This window comes from Streptomyces sp. NPDC022910 (genome assembly GCF_055561075.1).
Map to the genome: position 1 here is coordinate 149,450 of NZ_JBVHHL010000012.1, position 20,269 is coordinate 169,718.

General features: G+C 71.0%; 18 protein-coding genes and 4 pseudogenes. 8 read left to right on the forward strand and 14 right to left on the reverse strand.

Features of this window, described 5'->3' with window-relative positions:
* Positions 1-54: 54 nt before the first annotated feature.
* Positions 55-1,419 carry an FAD-dependent oxidoreductase gene (locus ACZ3TS_RS14890; RefSeq protein WP_467617615.1) on the reverse strand — a complete coding sequence of 455 codons (1,365 nt, stop codon included), beginning with the start codon at positions 1,417-1,419 and terminating at the stop codon, positions 55-57.
* A 220-nt stretch (positions 1,420-1,639) separates the two neighbouring features.
* On the reverse strand, positions 1,640-2,749 hold the full coding sequence (locus ACZ3TS_RS14895; protein ID WP_467617618.1) for a PP2C family protein-serine/threonine phosphatase: 1,110 nt from the start codon (positions 2,747-2,749) through the stop codon (positions 1,640-1,642).
* Positions 2,750-2,932: 183 nt separating this feature from the next.
* On the opposite strand from ACZ3TS_RS14895, the gene ACZ3TS_RS14900 reads away from it, so the two are divergent.
* Together ACZ3TS_RS14900 and ACZ3TS_RS14905 are read left to right on the forward strand one after the other, a co-directional pair.
* Positions 2,933-3,082: an NAD-dependent epimerase/dehydratase family protein gene (locus ACZ3TS_RS14900; protein ID WP_467617622.1), complete on the forward strand. Its 150-nt coding sequence runs from the start codon at positions 2,933-2,935 to the stop codon at positions 3,080-3,082.
* Positions 3,049-3,216, forward strand: a pseudogene (locus ACZ3TS_RS14905) (NAD-dependent epimerase/dehydratase family protein); the annotation flags it as partial. The gene ACZ3TS_RS14900 and the pseudogene ACZ3TS_RS14905, both read left to right, overlap by 34 nt.
* Before the next feature lie 38 nt (positions 3,217-3,254).
* On the opposite strand, the pseudogene ACZ3TS_RS14910 reads toward ACZ3TS_RS14905, so the two are convergent.
* Both ACZ3TS_RS14910 and ACZ3TS_RS14915 read right to left on the reverse strand, forming a co-directional pair.
* Positions 3,255-3,521: pseudogene (locus ACZ3TS_RS14910) on the reverse strand (C40 family peptidase); the annotation flags it as partial.
* Positions 3,522-3,541: 20 nt separating this feature from the next.
* Entirely contained in the window at positions 3,542-7,942 is a 4,401-nt protein-coding gene (locus ACZ3TS_RS14915; RefSeq protein ID WP_467617625.1) for a cation-translocating P-type ATPase, read from the reverse strand.
* Between the two features lie 182 nt (positions 7,943-8,124).
* On the opposite strand from ACZ3TS_RS14915, the gene ACZ3TS_RS14920 reads away from it, so the two are divergent.
* Positions 8,125-8,511 carry a hypothetical protein gene (locus tag ACZ3TS_RS14920; protein ID WP_467617628.1) on the forward strand — a complete coding sequence of 129 codons (387 nt, stop codon included), beginning with the start codon at positions 8,125-8,127 and terminating at the stop codon, positions 8,509-8,511.
* Positions 8,512-9,016: 505 nt separating this feature from the next.
* On the opposite strand, the gene ACZ3TS_RS14925 is transcribed toward ACZ3TS_RS14920, so the two are convergent.
* A complete protein-coding gene (locus ACZ3TS_RS14925; RefSeq protein WP_467617631.1) occupies positions 9,017-9,643 on the reverse strand; it encodes a DUF4232 domain-containing protein in 627 nt (208 codons plus the stop codon).
* A 325-nt stretch (positions 9,644-9,968) separates the two neighbouring features.
* Between ACZ3TS_RS14925 and ACZ3TS_RS14930 the strand changes: the two genes are divergently transcribed.
* The 3 genes and pseudogenes from ACZ3TS_RS14930 to ACZ3TS_RS14940 form a co-directional block, all read left to right on the forward strand.
* Positions 9,969-10,673 (forward strand): helix-turn-helix transcriptional regulator, encoded by a 705-nt coding sequence (locus tag ACZ3TS_RS14930; protein WP_467617634.1) that lies wholly within the window; start codon positions 9,969-9,971, stop codon positions 10,671-10,673.
* Entirely contained in the window at positions 10,670-11,638 is a 969-nt protein-coding gene (locus ACZ3TS_RS14935) for a pyridoxal-phosphate dependent enzyme (RefSeq protein WP_467617637.1), read from the forward strand. Before ACZ3TS_RS14930 ends, ACZ3TS_RS14935 begins: the two co-directional genes overlap by 4 nt.
* Before the next feature lie 38 nt (positions 11,639-11,676).
* Positions 11,677-11,940: pseudogene (locus tag ACZ3TS_RS14940) on the forward strand (SARP family transcriptional regulator); the annotation flags it as partial.
* 234 nt (positions 11,941-12,174) lie between these two features.
* On the opposite strand, the gene ACZ3TS_RS14945 reads toward ACZ3TS_RS14940, so the two are convergent.
* The 3 genes from ACZ3TS_RS14945 to ACZ3TS_RS14955 are packed head-to-tail and all read right to left on the reverse strand — an operon-like array spanning position 12,175 to position 12,738.
* Positions 12,175-12,348, reverse strand: coding sequence for a hypothetical protein (locus ACZ3TS_RS14945; RefSeq protein WP_467617640.1), 174 nt, complete (start codon positions 12,346-12,348; stop codon positions 12,175-12,177).
* Positions 12,349-12,385: 37 nt separating this feature from the next.
* The gene (locus ACZ3TS_RS14950) at positions 12,386-12,520 is read right to left on the reverse strand and encodes a hypothetical protein (protein ID WP_467617643.1); all 135 of its coding nucleotides are present in this window, start codon (positions 12,518-12,520) and stop codon (positions 12,386-12,388) included.
* On the reverse strand, positions 12,517-12,738 hold the full coding sequence (locus ACZ3TS_RS14955) for a hypothetical protein (protein WP_467617645.1): 222 nt from the start codon (positions 12,736-12,738) through the stop codon (positions 12,517-12,519). Before ACZ3TS_RS14955 ends, ACZ3TS_RS14950 begins: the two co-directional genes overlap by 4 nt.
* 217 nt (positions 12,739-12,955) lie before the next feature.
* Here ACZ3TS_RS14955 and ACZ3TS_RS14960 point away from each other — a divergent pair, with 217 nt between their 5' ends.
* On the forward strand, positions 12,956-13,432 hold the full coding sequence (locus ACZ3TS_RS14960; RefSeq protein ID WP_467617648.1) for an SRPBCC family protein: 477 nt from the start codon (positions 12,956-12,958) through the stop codon (positions 13,430-13,432).
* 72 nt (positions 13,433-13,504) lie between these two features.
* On the opposite strand, the gene ACZ3TS_RS14965 is transcribed toward ACZ3TS_RS14960, so the two are convergent.
* The gene (locus ACZ3TS_RS14965) at positions 13,505-14,776 is read right to left on the reverse strand and encodes a hypothetical protein (protein ID WP_467617651.1); all 1,272 of its coding nucleotides are present in this window, start codon (positions 14,774-14,776) and stop codon (positions 13,505-13,507) included.
* Positions 14,777-15,234: 458 nt separating this feature from the next.
* Here ACZ3TS_RS14965 and ACZ3TS_RS14970 point away from each other — a divergent pair.
* Positions 15,235-15,414 (forward strand): annotated as a pseudogene (locus ACZ3TS_RS14970) (polyphosphate kinase 2); the annotation flags it as partial.
* A 114-nt stretch (positions 15,415-15,528) separates the two neighbouring features.
* On the opposite strand, the gene ACZ3TS_RS14975 reads toward ACZ3TS_RS14970, so the two are convergent.
* The 5 genes from ACZ3TS_RS14975 to ACZ3TS_RS14995 form a co-directional block, all read right to left on the reverse strand.
* A complete protein-coding gene (locus tag ACZ3TS_RS14975) occupies positions 15,529-16,758 on the reverse strand; it encodes a cytochrome P450 (protein ID WP_467617654.1) in 1,230 nt (409 codons plus the stop codon).
* Positions 16,759-16,813: 55 nt separating this feature from the next.
* Entirely contained in the window at positions 16,814-18,208 is a 1,395-nt protein-coding gene (locus ACZ3TS_RS14980) for an NAD(P)/FAD-dependent oxidoreductase (RefSeq protein WP_467617657.1), read from the reverse strand.
* Positions 18,198-18,443, reverse strand: coding sequence for a ferredoxin (locus tag ACZ3TS_RS14985; protein ID WP_467617661.1), 246 nt, complete (start codon positions 18,441-18,443; stop codon positions 18,198-18,200). Before ACZ3TS_RS14985 ends, ACZ3TS_RS14980 begins: the two co-directional genes overlap by 11 nt.
* Positions 18,444-18,615: 172 nt before the next feature.
* The gene (locus ACZ3TS_RS14990; protein ID WP_467617664.1) at positions 18,616-19,482 is read right to left on the reverse strand and encodes a hypothetical protein; all 867 of its coding nucleotides are present in this window, start codon (positions 19,480-19,482) and stop codon (positions 18,616-18,618) included.
* A gap of 10 nt (positions 19,483-19,492) precedes the next feature.
* Positions 19,493-20,197 carry a TetR/AcrR family transcriptional regulator gene (locus ACZ3TS_RS14995; RefSeq protein ID WP_467617667.1) on the reverse strand — a complete coding sequence of 235 codons (705 nt, stop codon included), beginning with the start codon at positions 20,195-20,197 and terminating at the stop codon, positions 19,493-19,495.
* Positions 20,198-20,269 lie beyond the last annotated feature (72 nt).

Genomic DNA, 20,269 nt, shown 5'->3' on the forward strand with positions numbered 1-20,269 from the left:
GACGCGATGGGCCCGGTGCCACGGCACCGGGCCCATCGGCATGTGTTCCTCCGCTCAGGCGCCGTTCGCCCCAAGCATGTCCTCACGCTCGACGATCTTCACCCGTTCACGTCCCTGCGGCTCGCCGAGTGCCTTCTCCGCGGCGTCGAGGCGGTACCAGCCCTCCCAGGTGGTGAAACGGACGTTCCGCTCGGCGAGGAACGCGTCCACGGCCTCGGGCGCCGGGGAGGAGGGCGTGTGCAGTCGCCCGTGCGCGTGGTCGTCCAGCAGGTTGGCCACCGTCTCGTTGGCGTCGCCCTTGGTGTGGCCGATCAGGCCCACGGGACCGCGTCGGATCCAGCCCGTCACGTACGTGGACTGCAGATGCGCGCCGCTCTCCTCGATGACCCGCCCGCCCTCGTCCGGTACCGTTCCCGACTCGATGTCCCAGGGGAGCTTGGGAAGGGGGTCGGACAGGTAGCCCACGGCGCGGTAGACCGCGGTGACGTCCCAGTCCCGGAACGTACCGGTGCCCTTGACGTTGCCCGTGCCGTCGAGGGCCGTGCGCTCGGTGCGCAGACCGACGACCTTGCCGTCCTCACCGAGAACTTCGGCCGGCGACTCGAAGAAGTGCAGGAACAGCTTGTGCGGCCGGTCGCCGACGTCCCGGATGGCCCAGTTCTCCAGCGTCTTGGCGACCATGTCGGCCTGCTTGTTGCCGCGCCGCGTCGCTATCGAGCCCTCGTCGTAGTCGATGTCCTCGGGATCGACGATGACCTCGATGCTCGGGGAGTGGTCCAGCTCCCGTAGCTCCATCGGGCTGAACTTCGCCTGCGCCGGGCCGCGGCGGCCGAAGACATGGATCTCCAAGGCCTTGTTGGCCTTGAGCCCCTCGTAGACGTTCGGCGGGATCTCGGTGGGCAGCAGCTCGTCCGCGGTCTTGGCCAGGATGCGGGCCACGTCGAGCGCGACGTTGCCGACACCGAGGACGGCAACCTTCCGGGCCGTCAGCGGCCAGGTCCGCGGCACGTCCGGGTGCCCGTCGTACCAGGAGACGAAGTCCGCCGCGCCGTAGGAGCCGTCGAGCTCGATGCCGGGTATGTCGAGGGCTCGGTCGGCCGTCGCACCCGTGGAGAAGATCACGGCGTCGTAGAACGTGCGCAGGTCGTCCAGGCTGATGTCGACCGGGTAGTCGACGTTGCCGAACAGGCGGATCTGTGGCTTGTCGAGCACCTGGTGCAGAGCCGTGATGATGCCCTTGATCCGCGGATGGTCGGGAGCGACGCCGTACCGGATGAGGCCGAACGGGGCGGGCATCCGCTCGAAGATGTCGATGGACACGCCGGGCTCGGCGGCCACCTCGGACTTCAGCAGCGCGTCGGCGGCGTAGATTCCGGCGGGGCCGGCTCCGACAATGGCTACCCGCAGGGGGCGGGGCATGATCAGGTTCCCTTCGAGCGGTGACAGACGGCTCGTCGGAAACCCTAAACTAAGGCAAACCTTACCTGGTACTCGGGTCTGCTCTATGACCTCATAAGGCTGCCTTATGCCCGGAGCAGGAGTTCGAATTCGCGGGTCCTGTCGAGCGGCGGGGCCGAGGACGGGCGTCTCCGTCGCGCCGGCAGGGCGAATCGCGGCTCCTGCCTGAGGCGTGCCCGGCTCACCCGTCGCCCTGCGGCTCCGGGGTGAGAAGGAGCATCGTGGCGTCGTCGCGGACAGCGCCGCAGTGGCGCACGAGGTCCGCCCACACGTGCTCCGTCGTGGTGGCGGAATCGTCGACGACAAGACGCGGGAGCCGGTCGATCAGGGGGTAGAAGGAGCCGTCGGCGTCCCTGCCCTCCCAGATGCCGTCCGACGCCAGGAACACCCGGTCGCCCCACTGGAGCGGCAGGGAGACCTCGTCGTAGGTACCTTCCGGACACAGGCCGAGTCCCAGTGGCGTCCCCGGGGTGACCTGGACTTCGGCGGCCTTGCCGTCCTGGAGCAGCACGGGCGGCGGACTACCGCACACGATGATCCGCACCGTGCGGGCGTCGGGGGTGAACTCGAGCAGCACCACGGTGGCGAACAGTTCCGGACGTCGCGCCTGCGTCGAGTCGACGAGAAGTCTGCGGTCCAGGCGGGCCGCGACCGACGGCAGGTCCGGCTGGTCGAGCACGGCTTCCCGGAAGGCGCCGAGCAGGGACGCGACGGTTGCCACGGCCGACAGCCCATGGCCCTGCACGTCACCCATGACCGCCCGCACCCCGCGGGGGCTGTCACGGATGTCGAAGAAGTCGCCGCCCACGAGCGTCCCGCGTTGTGCCGCGCGGTACAGGCCGGTGCAGCGGACCCGGCCCACCTTCTCGGGCAGCGGGGGAACGAGGGCGTGCTGGGCGGCTTCCGCGACGGTGCGTTCCAGATCGAGCTGGGCGTCGCGGCGGCTGCGTACATACGAGACGAACACGCTCAGGAGCGCCACGAAGGCGATGGTGAGCAGGTCGGTGTTGCCGGGGTGGTCCAGGTGGAAGACCCGGGCGTGCTGCAGGGCGACCACCGCGACGCCGAGGCCGGCGGTCGCCGCGGGTCCGTAGGAGAGTACGGCCATGGGCGGGATGGCGCCGAGCAGGAAGCCGATGTCGAGCGGGTCGGGGCTGATCAGGGTGGCGACACATACGACGATCAGCAAGGTCACGGGCAGGATCCGCACCCACCGTGGGGGCGGCGCGCCGCGCAGCCAGCTCTGCCGGTCGCCGTCCCGGCGCCACGGAATGACACGCGCGCTTCCCACAGCCCCACGTTCCTACGCGAAGCCGCCCGCCGCATGTCGGCGGCGGGCGGTGAGCAGTCCGTATGCGCTGGTGAGGTGTCCGGGGGGAGGCGAGCAAGGTGCCGAACGGACACCGGCGTGGACTCCGGTCGCGTATTGTGCCGCCGATCGACGCACCACGGACCGGGACCGAGGGGTGACAGCATGGGTGGGGACGGGGCGACGACTGTTCTGGTGACCGGCGGCAGCGGGTTCGTCGGGAGCCATCTGGTCCGGCGGCTGCTGGAGCGGGACAACCAGGTGCGCACCACGGTGCGCAGCCGGTACGCGTCCTGGGCCCGGCCTTCGGTCTGACTCAGGACTACATCCGCAAGCATCTCGGCATCAGATTCCGGGTGGACAACAGCAGGAGCGTGCAGGAACTGGGCATCACCTACCGCCCGATCGAGGAGACCCTCCTGGACCACTACGAGGCGTGGCGTCGGTAACGTTGACCTCACGCTGCCTCGCACACCTCATCATGGGGTCATGCGGGCCGTGCCGCGCCGTGGATCGCCGAGTTCCCGGCGAAGAAGATCGACTCCTCGCGTATGTACGCCCCGGGGCTCGGCGCGTGGATCATCATGGCGTTGCCGGTGTAGATGCCGACGTGGCCGGCGGTCTCGTGGAAGAAGATCAGGTCTCCGGGCCGGATGTCGGTGAGCGGGATCGCCGCGCCCATGGCCGCCTGGTCCTGCGCGGCGCGCGGGAGTACGACCCCGGCGGCCTTCCAGGCGGACTGGGTGAGGCCGGAGGCGTCGTACTGGCCGCCGGTTACGTGGGGGAGGGGGCCGGTGGCCGATGCGGAACCGCGGCGCGGATGTGACCGATGAGCGGTGGGAGGAAGAGCGAGCTCACGGTTGCGCCCGCCGCCGCGGACAGGGCGATGCCCCAGGCGACGGGGCCGAGGGGAGTGCAGCCGAAGAACTGGCTGAGGACCGGGGTTTGGACCACGGCCGCCAGTGCGGCCATGGAGCCCAGGGAGGAGCCGACGATCGCTCCGCTCCGGCCTCCGGCCAGCAAGGTCTGGCCGAGCTGCGCGCCGACGAGCGCGACCAGGGCGACGGTGCGGGCGCGGACGGCGCGGCCGGTGTAGCGGGCTGCGAGCCAGCCGGCCGTGGCGCCGAGGGTGGTGGCCACGGCGCGGCAGACGGTCTCCTCGGTCAGAGCCGTGCCGAGCGAGACCTCGGGTCCCTCGTGGAGCATGCGCTCGGCGGCCTCGGGATGCGGAGGGCGCAGGGCGACCGCCATGGCGGGTGCGAGGTCCGTGAAGAGGTTGACCAGCAGGAGTTGACGGGCCGTCAGGGGCGAAGTGCCGGTGGTGGCGGCGCCGAGGAGGGTGAAGGCGATCTCGCCGAGGTTGCCGCCGACGAGGATCGCCAGGGCCTGCCGCACCGACGCCCACATCGCACGACCCTCCACGAGTGCGGCCAGTACCGTCTCCAGCCGGTCGTCCGTGACGACGAGATCGGCCGCGGCGCGCGCGGCCGGTGTGGCCCGCTTGCCGAACGCGATGCCGATGTCCGCGAGCCGGATCGCGGGCGCGTCGTTGGCGCCGTCGCCGGTCATCGCGACCGTACGACCCAGGCGTTGGAACGCCTGCACGACGCGGACTTTGTGAATGGGGGTGCCGCGTGCGACGACACCCACGTCGGGCAGCAGCGCGTCGAGCGCAGCGTCGTCCAGGTCGTCGAGTTCGGCGCCCGTCACCACGCGTCTGCCGTCCAGGACGCCGAGTTCGGCGGCGGTCTTGCCGGCGGTACCCGGGTGGTCGCCGGTGATCATCACGATGTGGACTCCGGCGTCCGCCAGTTGGCGCACCGCGTCGGCGGCGGCGCCTCGCACGCGGTCGGCGAACGCGAGGAAGCCGAGGAAGTCCAGGTCCCGTACGGCCTCCTCGGTGAGCTTGTCGGCAGTGGCGTCCCGGAGTTCGGCGACCGCGAGGATGCGGTGGCCCTCGGCCGCCAGTTTCTCCCCGGCGGCGAGGACGTCCCCGTGGCCGTCCTCGTCGAGCGGCCGGCCGTGGCGGGTCGCACAGCGCTCGACGACTTCCTCGGGCGCCCCCTTCACCGACAGGATCCGTCTCCCCTCGGACTGGCCGAGCGTGGCGTGGTAGCCGCGGCTCGGCTCGAACGGCAGGCTGGAGACGCGTCGCCAGCCGCGCGCTCCCGTCGTCCGGCGCACGCCCGCCTCCTCGGCACCGGCGGTGACGGCGCCGTCCGTGGCGTGTTCGAATCCCGCGTCGCCGCCGTGTGGATGCGGTGTCGCCCGCAGCGCGGCGGCGAGTACGGCGCGCTGCTCGTCACCCAGTGATTCGACGGGCCGGCTGTCGCCGTCGGCCGCGACGGCGACGAGGGAGATGCGTCCGTGGGTGAGGGTTCCGGTCTTGTCGAAGCACAGGACGTCGGTGCGGCCGGCCGCCTCGATGGTGCGCGGGTCCCTGACCAGGGCGCCCCGCGCGGAAAGCCTTCTGGCAGAGGCGAGTTGGGCCGCCGAGACCAGGAACGGAAGCCCCTCGGGAACACTCGCCACGGCCAGCCCGACGCCCGCGCCGACGGTGTCCCGGACCGGGCGCCCCCGCACCATGCCGGCCGCCATCACCGCCGCGGCCGAACCGAGGGCCACCGGCAGGGTGCTGCGGGTGATCCGGGCCAGCCTGCGCTCCACTCCGACGGCGGGGGCAGCACCACGGCCGACCGTCGCGGCCCGGCTCGCCTCGGTCGCGGTGCCGGTCGCGACGACGACCGCGCGGGCATGACCGGCCGCGACGGTGGTGCCCTCGTAGACCACGGACGTACGGTCCGCCAGGTCCGATGCCAGTACCGGCGCGACATCCTTGGGCACCGGAAGCGACTCGCCGGTGAGCGCCGACTCGTCCACCTCCAGGTGGTGTGCTTCCAGCAGGCGTGCGTCGGCAGGCACCACGGCACCGGCGCTCAGGATCACCACGTCGCCCACGACCAGCTTCTGGGCGGGCACGATGGTCTCGTCGCCGTCCCGCAGCACCCTGGCCATGACGGCCGACTCGCGGCGCAGCCGGGCCACCGCCCGTTCGGTCCGGTGACGCTGGAAACCGCCGAAGAACCCCGACAGTGCCGTGACCGCCACGATGACGACGGCGTCGAGGACGGCGCCCACCGACGCGGACATGGCCGCCCCGGCGCCGAGGACGGGCGTGAGCGGGTTGCTCATCTCGGTCAGGTAGGCACGGACGAGCGAGGACGCGGGTTCCTGCTGCTCGGGGGTGATGCCACGCGCTCGCGCCTCCTCGGTCGTCAGTCCCTCGGGTCTGCTGCCGGTTCTGGCGAGCACGGTGGCCGGGTCCATCGCATGCCAGGGATGGCGGGACACGGCGGCGAGCGGCAGGGGGCGGCGCAGCAGCCGTACCGCCGACCAGACCCCGGTGGCGGTACCGAGGGCGGCCGCCGCGTTGTAAGCCGTCATCCCGCGTGCCGCGGGTTGCCGGGACCGCGCGGCCAGCGCCGCCGTCGCGCCCACGGTGGCCGACACCTGGGCGAGCCGCACTCCGCGGCGCGCACTGTCGCGAGCGCCGCGGCACGCCCGCACGACAAGGACGGCCGCTGTCGGATCGCCGTCCGCGTACAGATCCGCGCCCCAGGGCGGAGTCCCCTGCGGGTCGGCGATGCCCACGCCGACGTCGGCCGCCCACAGAGCGGGCCGGTCCCGCGAGATCAGCAGCACACCTTCGCCGTCGCGCTGAAGGTCGCGCACGGAGTCGACCAGCCGTTCGCCCGCGTCGCGCACCGCGTCGGCCTCCCGCACGGCCGGGTCGGTGGTGTGCGGGCCCGCGACCACGACGGTCAGTCCGGCGGCGTGGGCGGTGGGGACGAAGGCGCCGGCGGCGTCGTGCAACTGCGGCATCACGCTGATCACGGCGAGCAGACGGTCTTCACGCGCCAGCCCCAGCACCAGCCGGGCACCTTCGCGCTCCAGGCGTTCCCGGGCCCGCGCCCCTGTGCGTCCGTGGAGGGCGAGGCGGTCGATGGGGCCCAGCGTCCATTCGCCGTCCCTGGACAGCCTCTCGGGCGCCGAGCTGTCGAAGAGCCTGTGGGCCCTTGCGGCGAGGTCCCCCGCGAGCGTGTCGTCGTCCAGGGCGGTCAGGTCGGCCAGCAGATGGGAGCCGGTGGCCAGGACGTCTGTGTCGATGAGCACGGTGCCGATCCGGTCCAGTCTGCGCAGTGCGGCGGGTACCGGTACGAGAATTCCTCTGCGTGCCAGTCCCCGGCCGAAGGCGCAGGCGAAGCCTTCGCGAGCCATAAGCGGTGCCTTGGGAATCGCCGCGAGTGCGCCGGCGACGGCCTTCGCGGGGCGCCGGGTGACAAGGAGCGATCCGGCGAAGGACGCAGCGGCCACGAAGGGGGCCTGGTCCGCGTAACGCTCGACCGGTCCCTGCTTGAGCGGTGTCTCGCGGGGCGGCACCGGATCCGCCGGGTCGCCGGATCCGGCTTCGGCGCTGCCGGTCAGACGCGGCTCGGCCGCTGCCCAGGCGGCGCTCTCGGCGTTCGCCTCCATCACGCGGAGGGCATGCCGTAGGGCGTCCACGCCGGCCCCGAGAAGACCGCCGGAGCCGGCCTGGCCCAGGGCCGTCAGCCCGGCCAGGACCACTCCGGCGGCGTCGGGGCCCACCGCCCGCTCCACCAGCGATCTCAGCCGCGGTTGGGTGTCGACGATCGGGGCGAGGGACGCGACCCAGGCGGGGAGCGGTGCGCGCCGGGTCAGCCCGGCCACCGCGGCCAGGGGCACGGCCCCGATGTGCGCGGCCACGGCCGACACCGCCCGCCGGGCCGGCCCACCGGAGAGGGGGTGCTCGGGCAACGGATGGTCGACCCCGTGCGCCTCCTCGACCGCTTCGACCGCCTCGATCAGGGCCGACACGATCTCCTCGGTGTCGGAAGGGCCCTCGGTGGCGACGACCGCGTGCCCCAGCACGGAGTTCACGGCGACCCATGTCACCCCGGACACCTCGGCGAGTCGCCGTTCCACGTCGTCGGCCAGCGTCGCCCTGGCGGCCTGGGGCAGGTCGCCCTCGCGCAGACCTCGTACAGCGACATGAGCGCGCCCGTCGAAGTGCCGTACGCGCTGTCGCGTGCCGTCCCACAGCGCGGCGGCGGACGACACGGCGGCCCGCAGCAGATCGCGTCCCGGCAGTGCCACAGCGCATCACCCGATCCCACCGACCGACATTTCACAACGATTGCATGAGTAGCCGCAAAACGCTGATTCAAATCTGATATGTGCGGATACCCGGTCTTATGGGGATAGGGGTGCACCTCAAGAGAGGCGCGCCAGAATTGAAGAGGCACACCACACCGACTCCGTGAGAGGAGGCCAGGGGGATGGCCAAGACGGCGGGGACCACACGACAGCAGGAAGAGTCACGGAAGCAGCCCGCGGAGACCCATGCACACGAGGGAGCGGGCCTGCACCTCCATACGCGCACGGTGCACCCTTCGCTGACGATTCCATACATCACCAGGGGCGACGTGACGAGCACGGCCAAAGCGGCGACGTCACGAGTGCCCGGCGTGCCGGCGACCAAGGATCTGGTGTTCTACGGAGGCCTTGGGGCGATGGCGGTAGCGGGGGCTCTGGAATGGCCGGTTGCCCTGGCTGTGGGGGGAGCGACGTATCTGGTGCGCAGCAGCAGGGCACGCGAGCGCGGCGCCGAAATGTCGGCCGAACACAACGGCGGGGCCCCCGGCCCGGCCGGGAGGAGAACCTGACGCGGCACACGTGCGGATGCCTGGCAGTGACGGTACTGCCGGGGTCCGCACGTCGGGGGGCGGACGGTATGACGGATGTGCGTCAGGGGGGCGGCCGGTATTGGCGGTCGTGCGTCAGGCGGTGGCCGGGGTGACGGCCGTGCGGAGGTATCGTGAGCAGGCGGCCCACAGCTCCCAGGCAAGACGCATGATGATCGCCTCGGCGAGCGCGACGCCGATCTTCATTGCCACGGCTGCAAGTATCTGGCCCATTGTCGGTCGAACTTTCTGTGCATCGATGTAGCTTCCGATGTCCGACAATGCGGCCTTTTTCTGCGTTATGGGTGCCATAGGGAGGTACTTTTGCCGTCGGTCAGGTGAACAGCAGGCGAACGGACCTGCCGGGCAGATCGGCAACTGTGGCCTGTCAGGTGCCGGCAGCAGTCGGGGCATGGCGACGTCGGCGTCGGAGAGGCGTGCCGAGCAGACCAGGGCCGTACTCGGCAGCCTGGCCTGACGGCGCAGGTCAGGGCGGGGGAACGGCATTCGCGGCGGAGGTGTGCCAGTTGGTGACGACCGGGCCGTCGACGGTGATCGTGCCGACCCGCAGGGAAACGGGGCCGGGGTCGTCGTCGCCGACTGAGACGACGAGGCTGTCCAGTTCCGTCCCCTGATCGCCGTCGCTGGTCTTCGGATTCAGTCCGGCGTAGGCCGCTGTTCCCGCGCGCAGTCTGATCTCCGAACCGACGGAACGCTCTGCGGGCTTGGCCCGGATCCCGTCCGAGCCGAAGGTCACGGTCGGCAGGGCGGCGGGCAGGACGCACGTGATGCCGGGCTTGGCCTTCGCCGTGATCAGGATGTGGCCGCCGCCCCGTTCCTTGGACGCCGCGCTCCAGGAGAGGTCGCCGGCCCTGCAACCGCGCCCGTCGTCGCGCTTGTCGCCGGCGCCGCGGTCCTCCTGTGCGCCCGAGTTCCTCGAGGTCTCGCGGCCGGATTCCGGCATGGCGCCCGCGCCGGCGGCCGCCGTGGCGAGCGGTGAGGGCGGCGCCTCGGACTGCGTGGCCGAGGTGCGATCACTCCCGCACGCGGTCATCAGCAGCCCCGCGCCGAGCGTGGCGGTGGCGGCAAGGGGGATGTGCAGACGGCGATTCATCAGGGTGATTCCCTTCAAGGTGCGTCGGTGCCGTCGGCGGCAGGTCCCGCGCAGGGTGTCCGACGCGTGCTCGACGCCGCCGTGTCCGCGACATAAGCGGGCCGGGCCACTGGAGCCCGCATCTGCCGCCCCGCCTGGTGTCGCCGCAGTCGTCCGCCTGAAACCCGGTCGCCGGTAGTGCTTTGGATTTTTTGTCCAATGGTCTAGATTCTCAGTACAGACCCTTCAACTCCCTTGGGAGGATGGATGGCGGACCCTGAGCCGGAGGCCGAGCGTGTCAAGACCGGGGCTCTCACCCGCGTTCCGGTGACATCGGGGGTGTCCGGTGTCGGCTGAGGAGCAGGATGCCGTCATCGCGGCTCTGACACCGGTCATCGACGGCATCGTGGCGACGCTGGGGTCCTTCTGCGAAGTGGTCGTCCATGACTTCCGCCGCCCGGAGAGGTCCGTCGTCGCCATCGCCGGCACGGTCACGGCGCGTACGGTCGGCGGGTCGATGAGCGAGATCGGGATGGGCATCCTCGCCCGCGGTGACGAGGCGGCCGACGAGCTGAACTACATCACCCGCACCCGGTCCGGAAAGCTGGTCAAGTCGTCGACCATGATCCTGCGCGATTCGGCGGGCACGGTCTTCGGCGCGCTGTGCGTCAACGTCGACATCACCGCCGTGAACCAGGCGTACACCCTGATCGGCGAGCTCGCCGGAGTCGCCGGCGCCGAAGCGGTCCCCATGACCACGTTCGGCAACGACATCGACTCCGTGGTGGACGCGATCGTCGACGCCCACCAACTGCGGCAGAACAAGCAATGGGCCGAACTCACCCGCGGCGAACGTCTCGACCTGTTCCGCAGCATCGACGCCCGCGGGGTCTTCGCCGTACGGGGTGCGGCCCAGCAGGTCGCCGAACGGCTCGGGATCTCACGGGCGTCCGCCTACAACTACCTCGCCAGGGCCAGGACCGCGCCGGACGCACCCCGTGCGGACGGCAGCGTGCCCGTCGGCACCGACCAGGATGGAGTACAGACATGACCGACAGCCCGCCCGTCACCCTGGAGGACGTCCGCGACGCCGCCGTGCGGATCAAGGGCGTGGCACACCGCACCCCCGTGCTGCGTTCGCGCACACTGGACGACCTGGCGGGTGCGGAAGTCTTCGTCAAGTGCGAGAACTTCCAGCGGATCGGAGCGTTCAAGTTCCGCGGGGCGTACAACGCCGCGTCACGTCTGTCCGCGGAGCAGGTGGCGAACGGGATCGCCGCGTACTCCTCCGGCAACCACGCGCAGGCCGTCGCCCTGGCCGCCCGGGAACTCGGCACCACGGCCGTGATCCTCATGCCGGAGGACACACCGCGCTCCAAGATGGAGGCGACGGCCGGCTACGGAGCGGAGATCGTCACCTACGACCGCTACACCGGCGACCGGGTCGCGATCGGGGAGGCACTCGCCGCCGACCGCGGTCTGGCGCTCATACCTCCCTACGAGCACCCGCACGTCATCGCCGGGCAGGGCACCGCGGCCCTCGAACTGATCGAGGAGGTCGGGGATCTGGACGCCCTGGTCGTGCCCGTCGGGGGCGGCGGTCTCATCGCGGGCAGCGCCACGGCCGCCAAGGGGCTGCGGTCCGCGATACGGGTCATCGGCGTCGAACCGGAAGCCGGCGACGACACCAAACGGTCCCTTGAGGCCGGTCGGCGCGTCTCCGTCCCGGTGCCGCGGACCATCGCCGACGGTCAGGCCGCGGACATACCGGGAGAGCTCACCTTCTCGATCAACCGACGGCTGGTGGACGGCATCGCCCTGGTCGGCGACGACCAGATCCGTGAGGCGATGCGGTTCGCCTTCGAACGGATGAAGATCGTCGTCGAGCCCAGCGGCGCCAGTGCGCTGGCCGGACTTCTGGCCCACCGGATCGACCGCCTCCCGCGCAGGATCGGCGTCATCGTCTCCGGCGGCAACATCAGTGCCGAGCGGTTCACCGAGATCCTCGACGGCTGACCCCGGACAACCGCCGTGTGACGCGGTGCCCGGCGGGGGCCCGGCTCTGGACACGGGCGACCGCGGTCTACGACCGCACGGTCCCCGCGGGCGCCCGGGCACGCCTGGAGTCGGCGATCGGACTGGTCCGCAACCTCGCGGTGCCCGGAGGCGGTGGCCTGCAGGCGGCCCAAGAACACCGCCTGGCGGCTGTCACCGCGGCGGAGGAGTTCGGCGCCCCCGAGCTGACCGCGCGGGTGATCGGTGCCTACGACGTGCCCGCCATCTGGACACGCAGCGACCACCCGGAGCGGGCGCGGCGACCGTGCCGTGCTGGAGTCGCTGCACGCCCGGCTGCTTCCCGCCGCGGGCGAACTCGCGGGCGCGGGCAGCGGTCTGATCACCCTCGGCCCCGTACGAGGCTGGCTCACCGCCATCTCCGATGCTCTGGCTGACGTTCGGGCAGGCGGCCTGAACGCACCGTGTGTGCGGCGAGGTCAGCGGCGTCCGGGTGGGCGTCTTTACAGGCGGCGTTGAAGCCGTCCAGCAGGGGGCCGTCATAAGAAGCGGGTCAGCGCCTCGGGGTCGGTCGGGGACTGCCCGTGCTCGGCCGGCAGGACGACCGTCGTGCTGTTCTCCAGGTGCCGATCGCTGACTTGGGCGACGATCGCCCCGACCTTCGGCCAACTCGGGCACGGTGTCGTGCCGGTGGGCCCTCTCGCGGAAGGCACCGAGCAGCAGCGTGGCCTCGCCGACGGCGGAAAGACCCTAGCCGCGTACGTCGCCGATCTGGACGCGCACCGCGTTCATGGCGCGGGTAGCCGCGTACAGGTCGCCGCCGATCTGCTCGCCGCCGACCTGCGCTTCGTTCTCGGCGGCCAGGTACAGGAAGGCGACCTTCAAGGCAGTAGATCACGATCAGTACCCAGAGCACGGTGAGGGGTGACGATCTGCACAATGTGGTTCGTGGTGGTCAACCCGCCGTGGAGGACCACGATGACGCCCTGGGCCGCGATCGCCGACGCACCGACGAGAGCGGTCAGCCGCGGCCGGCGATCGACGGTGCGCGCGATGGCCGGCGTCGGTCCCAGATGGACGCTTGTGGGGGAGTCGGTGTCCACCACAGTGACGAGGGCGCGGAGCGTGACAGACGCCGTACGCGGCGTTCGCGTCCGCCGGCGCGACAACCGGCGGTGGCCTGCCATGACCGTACCTCTGTGCGGCCTGATGCCCAAGCGCACGTAAACGGGTGTTTCTTGGGTACTCGCCGCACTGTGCCGAGATCCACGCGGCGGGCCGACGGCCCAGCCGCGGTCGATCAGTCAGAAGGAGGCGCAGATGAGCACCGTCAAGGAAGCGGTGGAAGTCGGAGTCCCCGTCCGCACCGCCTACAACCAGTGGACGCAGTTCGAGCAATTCCCGAATTTCATGGAGGGCGTCGAGGAGGTCAGGCAGCTCGACGAGCGCCACAACCACTGGACCACCAAGATCGGCGGAGTCCGCAGGGAGTTCGACACGGAGATCGTCGACCAGCTCCCCGACGAGCGGATCACCTGGCGTACCACCAGTGGTGACACGAGGCAGAAGGGCAGTGTCCGCTTCCAGCGCCTGGACGACACGCACACGCGGGTGGAGCTCGTGATGGACGTCGAACCCGGCGGAGCCGCGGAGAAGACCGCGGACATGCTGGGGGTGATCGACCGGCGCGTCAAGGGAGACATGCGGCGGTTCAAGGAGTACATGGAACACCGTGGAAGCGAATCCGGTGCCTGGCGTGGGCGCATCAAGCCCGGTGACCCCGGATCGTCTGGCTGAGGCCGCGCATGCCAAGCGCCTCGGTCCCCGGGGGGCCGAGGCGCTTGGGCGCGGTCCGTAGCCGACTCCTTGTCAATCCGCGGCCGGCTCGCCGTCAAGGGGGCGGGTTGCGCCGGTGAGGCGGTCAGGCCATGGCCGCCTCATTTCGATCGCCTGGCTCTTGGGGGCGGCCGGGCGCCTCGTCTCACCCCGCCGTGCCGCGGGCATCACCGGCCGACGAGGGCGGTCCCGCGAGCGGGGACGCCGTTCGCCCCGGTCCCGTACCGGCCAGAACAGCACGTACACGGTCGACAGGGCCACGAAGCCCAGGCGGATCAGACCGCGAGCCGAGTCGTCGGGAACGACGAAGACACTGCCGTACAGGGTGATCAGCGCGATCCAGCTCCACCAGGGGACGAGCCGCCGCTGCCCGATCACGTCCCACAGCAGGGTGCCCAGCAGGACGGACGCCGTGTAGTAGGTGTACACGCTGGGGTCCAGGACGATCCGGGCGTTGGCGCCGAGCAGGACGACCGCGGGCCAGCGGCCGCGCCGGACGGCGGCACAGCCGAGAGCCAGGCCGAGCGCGGCCTGTGCGGGGCGGTCCCACGGAGGGGTCCGTGGGTCGCCGACACCGAGCCAGCGCAGAGCGGACGCCGGCTGGTTGGGGATGGTGAACCGAGCTGCGGCGAACGACTGCGGGGCGTCGACGAAGAACGGCAGCCAGACGAGCGCGACCAGGCCCGCGCACCACAGGCCCGCGCGCAACCACTGGTGTCGCGGCAGCGCGAGGAGCAGAGGCAGGAAGGCGAGCGCGGTCGGTTTCGAGTCCATGGCCAGGGCCAGGAAGATGCCGGTCGCAGCCACGTTGCCGCGGGTGACGGAGCGTACGGCCAGGGCGGTGAAGAAGAGCGCCAGGACGTCGTCGAGATGCCCGAAGCGTACGGATACCTCGATCCACATCGGGATGAAGGCGAGGCCCGCGATCAGGACACGCTGACGCAATCGCTGGTGATTGGTCCCCGTGCCCAGGAAGTGCCAGGCCGCGCTGCGTCCGGCCAGGACCAGGATCACCAGGCCGAGCGCGGACATCAGGGCGGCGGCCAGAAACTGACCGACGGCCTCGGGAAACGGGTTGAACAGACCAGCCGCCAGGAAGCTGACGGGCCCCATCTGCAGTTCGGGGTGATGGGCGTACAGGTTCAGACCGCCGTCGCCATTGCCCGAGGGGCCCTCGTAGATCAACTGTCCGCCGGCGCGCAGATAGTGCCAGGAGAACCCGCCGTGCCGCTCGACCACGGCGAACCAGAGGACTGTCCAGGCGGTGAGCAGCACCAAATGGACCCGCTGACTGATGACGGGCACGCGCCTTCCTTTCGGCTCCTGTCTCCTGCGCACGGTCCGGAGACGTCAGGGTCCCTTCATGGAGATGGCCGAATCGGGAGGAAGGTTCTGCCGTGCATGCGATCAGGCACTTCGGCGCGGGCGGACGCCGCTCTCGAAGGCTGCCTCGCGCTTCGCCCGGCCCGCCTCCCCGGCCTCGGCGCAGCGGACATGGGGATGACGGGACGGAGCCGTGTGGTGGCAGGCGCCGAGTACGGGTGGGACGGTGACTGCAACTCAGAAAGGGCCACCGAGAGCGAGCGACACACGGATCACCCCGAGGATCCTGCGGCGCGTCCCGGTCGCCGATCCCGGCCTGCCTTCCGGCGTCGCCGATGGTCTGGCTCCGCACCTGCTCCACCGGCCGGTACAGGAGGGTCAGTTCGTGCCAGGCCCTGCACGAGCGTCGGCCGCCGTACAGGGCCAGGGGGTGGACAGGGCGGCGCCGCCTGGAGGATCCGATGCGGCGCTGGAAGTTCTCGCCGATGGACCTGGAGTCGATCACCCGCTGGGAGGCGTACTCGCGGGCCAAGGACGAGATGCTGGTGCACACCGGCATCTCGGAGGTGCCGTGGTACGTCGTGGAGAGCGACGACAAGCGTCGGGCCCGCCTCAACATTCGTCCCCGACCACGTGGCGAGTCTCCAGCGGCCTGTCATCGCTTCCCGCTCGCCGAACCCGCGCGGCGGCCGTGGCGTTTGAGCGGCACCTTGCATGAGCAGGAAGCAGACACCCTAGGGGCGCAGATCGTCGAAAGCGATGTTCAGATGGCGCGGGCCGCGCAGCACAGCGTTCTGCCGGTAGGGCGGCGGGTCCTCGACCAGACGCGGGTTGTCCAGCCGGCGGGCCAGTTCGGACAGTGCGATCTGCGTCTCCAGCCGGGCGAGCGGCGCGCCGAAACACGTGTGGATGCCACTGCCGAAGCCGAGGTGCTGGATGTCGCCCCGGTAGGGATCGAACCGGTCGGGGTCCGCGAAGCGCTCCGGGTCCCTGTTACCCGCGGCGAGAACGAGCCAGATCCTCGAGCCCTTCGGAATGGTGACCCCGCGGACCTGGATATCGGCGATACAGGTGCGCTGCGGGACGAGCTGCACCGGCGGCTCGTAGCGCAGGAGTTCTTCGACGATGTTGACGGCAAGACCGGGGTTGTCGCGCAGCTTTCGCAGGATCTCCGGGTGCCGCAGCAGGGTGAGCATGCCGTTTGTGATCAGGTTGACCGTCGTCTCATGGCCTGCGATCAGCAGCAGCACCGCGGTGCTGAGCACTTCCATGGTCGTCATGGGGCCGTCCGGCCCTCGGCTCGTCACCAGCTCGGACAGCATGTCCTCACGGGGTTCCTTGCTCCGCTGCTCCACCAGCCCGGCCAGGTACATGCCGAGTTGGAGCCGTGCCTCCTGCGCGGCGCGCCGACGCTCGGCGCCGTCGCCCGTGTCCGGATCCAGGCCGGCGACGATCGGGTCGACCCAGGAGCGGAATTGCGGCTCGTCCTCGCGTGGAACGCCGAGCAGCCGACAGATCACGGTCACCGGGAAGGGGTACGCGAACTGGTCGACCACGTCGATCTGCCTCGCGTCCCCGAATCCGTCGATCAGGCCGGAGACGATGCGGGCCAGTTCGTCGTGCATGGAGTCGATCCGGCGGGGACTGTGCGGCGGACCGAAGGGACGGTTGGCGATGCGTCGCAGCCGGTCGTGCTCGGGAGGGTCGAGCCGGATGAAGCTCGGCGGCAGCCCCGTCTCCTCGGGCCCGCTCAGTTCGTCCCCTCCGGTGGCGGCCAGGTTGAGCGCGTCGGAGCTGATCCGCGGATCGTGCAGCAGGTTGAGGATGTCCCAGTAGGAACTGACGAGGTAGGGACCGTCCTCCTCGTGCAGCACCGGAGTCTTACGGAGCTCCTCGTACAGCGGATAGGGGTTGGCGCGATTGCCGTAATCGGTGATCCGGCGCAGGAGCGAGGCTGGCGTCATGAGGGGTCCTTGGGGCGTGAAAGATCCGTGGGGCGGGTGGCGGGCCGGTGGGCTGTCAGTGGCGGCCGGGGGTGAAGACCAGACGCCGGTCGCTCGGCGAGTAACCGCTGAGGGTCACGGTCGGGCCGTGGCTCGGCAGGGACGGGTCGGGGAAGTCGGCCGGGACCGGCTGCCGGCCCTCGGGACGGCGGTCCACCGTCGCGAACTCCAGCGGGAAGGGCGCGGCCGTCTCGATCAGTTGCTGGTAGAACTGCAGCCACCGCGTGTTGTCGAAGCTGACGGCGGCGATGACGCGGTCCTGGTAGCCGTACGCCCCGACGAACCGGCCCTCGGCGAGCGACCCTTGCGTGATCATGATCTGTTCACCCATGGGCGGGACGCCGACCGATTTGATGTTCACGCCGAACTGAGACGACCAGAAGGCGGGCACCCACATGTGCGGTCGGCGCTCGGCACTGGCGCTGATCATGTTGTGCGCGGCGACTTCGGCCTGGCTGACGGCGTTGCCCCAGTGTTCGAGGGACAGGAACTGATAGCCGAAGAGCGGGTGCGGGGACCGTGCGACATCGCCGGCGACGAAGATGTCGTCGGTCACGATGCCGCGGAAGTCGAAGGCCCGGCAGCCCGCGTCGCAGGCGATGCCCCTGGGGCCCGCGCCCAGCCCAGAGCCGGCCAGCCATTCGGTGTTGCGGGTCGCGCCGAGTGCGACGACCACGAGGTCCGTCTCGACGACGCTGCCGTCGGACAGGTGGGCGGCCCGCACCCGGCCCACGGAGTCCCCCTCCAGGGCGGTGACCATGACGCCGGTGCGCAGATCCACACCGTTCTCGCGGTGCAGCTCCGCGGCGACCGCACCGATGACCCCGCCGAGCGCGCCCACCAGGGGTGCGCCCGCACGTTCCGCCACGGTGACCGCGACGCCCTTCTCCCGGCAGGCGGAGGCGATCTCCGAACCGGTGAAGCCGGCGCCGATGACGAACACCCGGCGGGGCGAGGCCTTGAGCCGCCGGTGCAGACCGACCGCGTCATCGCGGGTCCGCAGCACGAAGACCCCGTCCAGTTGGGCCTCAGCCTCCTTCGGCCAGGGCCGGGCGCGTACGCCGGTCGCGATCAGCAGCCGGTCGTACTCCACCTCGTCCCCGTCGGCCAGGCGCACCCGCTTGGCCGACACGTCGAGGCCGGTCGCGGCGACACCCAGCCGCCACTTCGCGTCGATCTCCCGGCTCCTGGGCAGTTCCGTGTGGTGCGAAGCCGCCTGGCCGAGCAGGACCGCCTTGGACAGGGGAGGCCGGTCGTACGGCTCGTACGGCTCGTCCCCGATCATGGTGAGGGAGCCGGCGAAACCCTCGGCGCGCAGCGTCTCGGCGGCCTTCAGGCCCGCCAGCGACGCGCCCACGATCACGATCCGGCCCTCGCGTCTGAGCCAGTCGAGGAAATCCTCAGCGGCCATCGGACGACTCCCGCCCGGGCTCGGCGGGCGGGGCGCCCACGGCGTCCACTCCTTCGGCGGTGATCGCTTGCACCGGGCAGGCCGCGACGGCGCGCGCCACCTTCGCCCGGTACTGCTCCTCGGCCCGTGGGTTGTAGACGAGCGACTCCTCGCCGTGCATGGCGAAGACGTCCGGCGCGAGAAATGCGCACTGCGCGTATCCCTGGCACTTGTTGAGATCGACGACAAGCCTCATCAAAGCTGCGCCCCTTCGGTGGCCAGGTCCCTGGGGCACCACCCACGCGGCGGGCACCTCCGGACGGCGGTCGTCTCCCCCCACGCCAGCATCGGAGTCCGTGGGGAGCCATGCTCGCCGGGGCGCGCCGAAGGAGTGAGCGGCGCCGTGCCCGCGCTGCGTTAGTCCCGGCTCATGACGCCGTCGCCGTACCGGGCCGGGAGCGGCCGCTCACCAGGAGGATGTAGACGCTGACGATCAGCGACCATGCCGGGAGCACCAGTTCCGACCAGGGGACGTGTGTGGAGACGAAGAGCAGGGTCAGGGCGGTGAGGAACCCCAGCAGGGTGAGCCACCGCGGCAGGACCTGGAGGCGATGGCCGATCACCGACATGGAGCATGCGAAGACCGCCGCCATCCGCATCGCGTAGTCGACCATCAGCGTGTACGCGAAGTGGCGGCCGAAATCCCAGGTGGGCAGCGCGGGTGGGTTGCCGGGCGGGTTCGCGGTGGCCAATACGGCCCCGGCCGCGGCGGCCGCCCCGAACATCGCGGCGACGAAGACCAGCCCGCTGCCGAGGAAGACGGTGGCGAGGAACTTGTCCTCGGCGTCTCCGACATGAGCCCGTACGATGCCGACGAACCAGAGGAAGAAGATACCGGCGAACGGCACGAGCGCGAGCGCCGTCCGCACCGCGCTGCGCCGGGCGGAGTCGGTGAACCCTTCGGCGGTGACCGCGTCGGCGCCCGCATGAATCCCCAGCCGGATCAGGACGATGGCCGCCGCGAACAGCAGTGCGCCCCGGCCAGCCCGGCGGCCCGCAGCGTCTGCAACGCCCGCCGACCCGGCCCCGTTCTCTCCATGCGCGGCTCGTTCCTCTCGGCGGCCCCTGGCACCAGCAAGCTGCCGCCGAGGGAACGGACGCCACCCGGGGGCGGCCGAACGGCAGACCGGATCGCCGCGCGCGATCCGGCGAGTGAGTCGGCTCCGGACGGCCGCCGGGCCGGCCGGGCCGGGCCTCGTGCTTCGGCACGCGATGTCCGCGACAGAAATCGCCATCGGAAGCCGACTAACCGTTGGCCCGCTCACCCAGGTTGTCGAGCCACTTGAGGAGCAACCGCTGCTCCTCGTCACCCAGTGACGGCGCAGGATTCCGCCGCAACCGGGCGGCAAGCTGGATGGCCGTTCGGGCCGTTGAGTCGTTGCGCGGCTTCTCGGGCGGCGTGCTGACGCAGCCGGCGAAGGTGGCGTCGCGCACTCCCGCCGACAGGCCGGGGTCGGTGTAGATGTCGGGGCGCACCAGCAGCGCCAGGGCGACGCCGATGTTGGCCGACAGGATCTGCTGCGCGGCAAGCTCCGTGGGGATGCGCAGGGCCCCCACCCGAGCGCAGCGGTCAAGTGTCCGGGTGAGCAGCCCGAAGACGGTGCGCGGCGCGGCGGGTTGTCGCGCCAGCGTGGGGGAGAACATCAGCCTGTAGATCGCCGGGTTCTCCAACGCGAAGGCGATGTGGTCGTCCCATCCGGCGCGGAGGTCGTCGAGGGGGTTGTCGGTGACCTCGAGTGCCTGCTTGCGCTGGACGTAGCGGTCGAAGCCGTGGTCCACGAGTGCGCTGAGCAACCCGGCCTTGTCGCCGAACAGTCGGTAGAGCACGGGCTGGCCGACTCCGACCGCCTCGCACACGGCCCGGGTGGAGATGTCGTGCTCCGGGGATGCGGCGAGCTGTTTCTCGGCTGCCTGCAGCATGCGCAGGCGCAGTTCGGACTGGTCGTTCATGTGATGAACGCTACGCGAGGCGGCCGGACGCGACGCAGGGGGAGGAGGGGTTCTCCCGGCTGCACGTATCGC

Excerpts from the sequence above, each read along its gene's own strand:
- ACZ3TS_RS14890 (WP_467617615.1), bottom strand. The coding sequence starts at position 1,419 with ATGCCCCGCCCCCTGCGGGTAGCCATTGTCGGAGCCGGCCCCGCCGGA.
- ACZ3TS_RS14900 (WP_467617622.1), top strand. The coding sequence starts at position 2,933 with ATGGGTGGGGACGGGGCGACGACTGTTCTGGTGACCGGCGGCAGCGGG.
- ACZ3TS_RS14920 (WP_467617628.1), top strand. The coding sequence starts at position 8,125 with ATGGCCAAGACGGCGGGGACCACACGACAGCAGGAAGAGTCACGGAAG.
- ACZ3TS_RS14925 (WP_467617631.1), bottom strand. The coding sequence starts at position 9,643 with ATGAATCGCCGTCTGCACATCCCCCTTGCCGCCACCGCCACGCTCGGC.
- ACZ3TS_RS14935 (WP_467617637.1), top strand. The coding sequence starts at position 10,670 with ATGACCGACAGCCCGCCCGTCACCCTGGAGGACGTCCGCGACGCCGCC.
- ACZ3TS_RS14960 (WP_467617648.1), top strand. The coding sequence starts at position 12,956 with ATGAGCACCGTCAAGGAAGCGGTGGAAGTCGGAGTCCCCGTCCGCACC.
- ACZ3TS_RS14975 (WP_467617654.1), bottom strand. The coding sequence starts at position 16,758 with ATGACGCCAGCCTCGCTCCTGCGCCGGATCACCGATTACGGCAATCGC.
- ACZ3TS_RS14980 (WP_467617657.1), bottom strand. The coding sequence starts at position 18,208 with ATGGCCGCTGAGGATTTCCTCGACTGGCTCAGACGCGAGGGCCGGATC.
- ACZ3TS_RS14985 (WP_467617661.1), bottom strand. The coding sequence starts at position 18,443 with ATGAGGCTTGTCGTCGATCTCAACAAGTGCCAGGGATACGCGCAGTGC.
- ACZ3TS_RS14990 (WP_467617664.1), bottom strand. The coding sequence starts at position 19,482 with ATGGCGATTTCTGTCGCGGACATCGCGTGCCGAAGCACGAGGCCCGGC.
- ACZ3TS_RS14995 (WP_467617667.1), bottom strand. The coding sequence starts at position 20,197 with ATGAACGACCAGTCCGAACTGCGCCTGCGCATGCTGCAGGCAGCCGAG.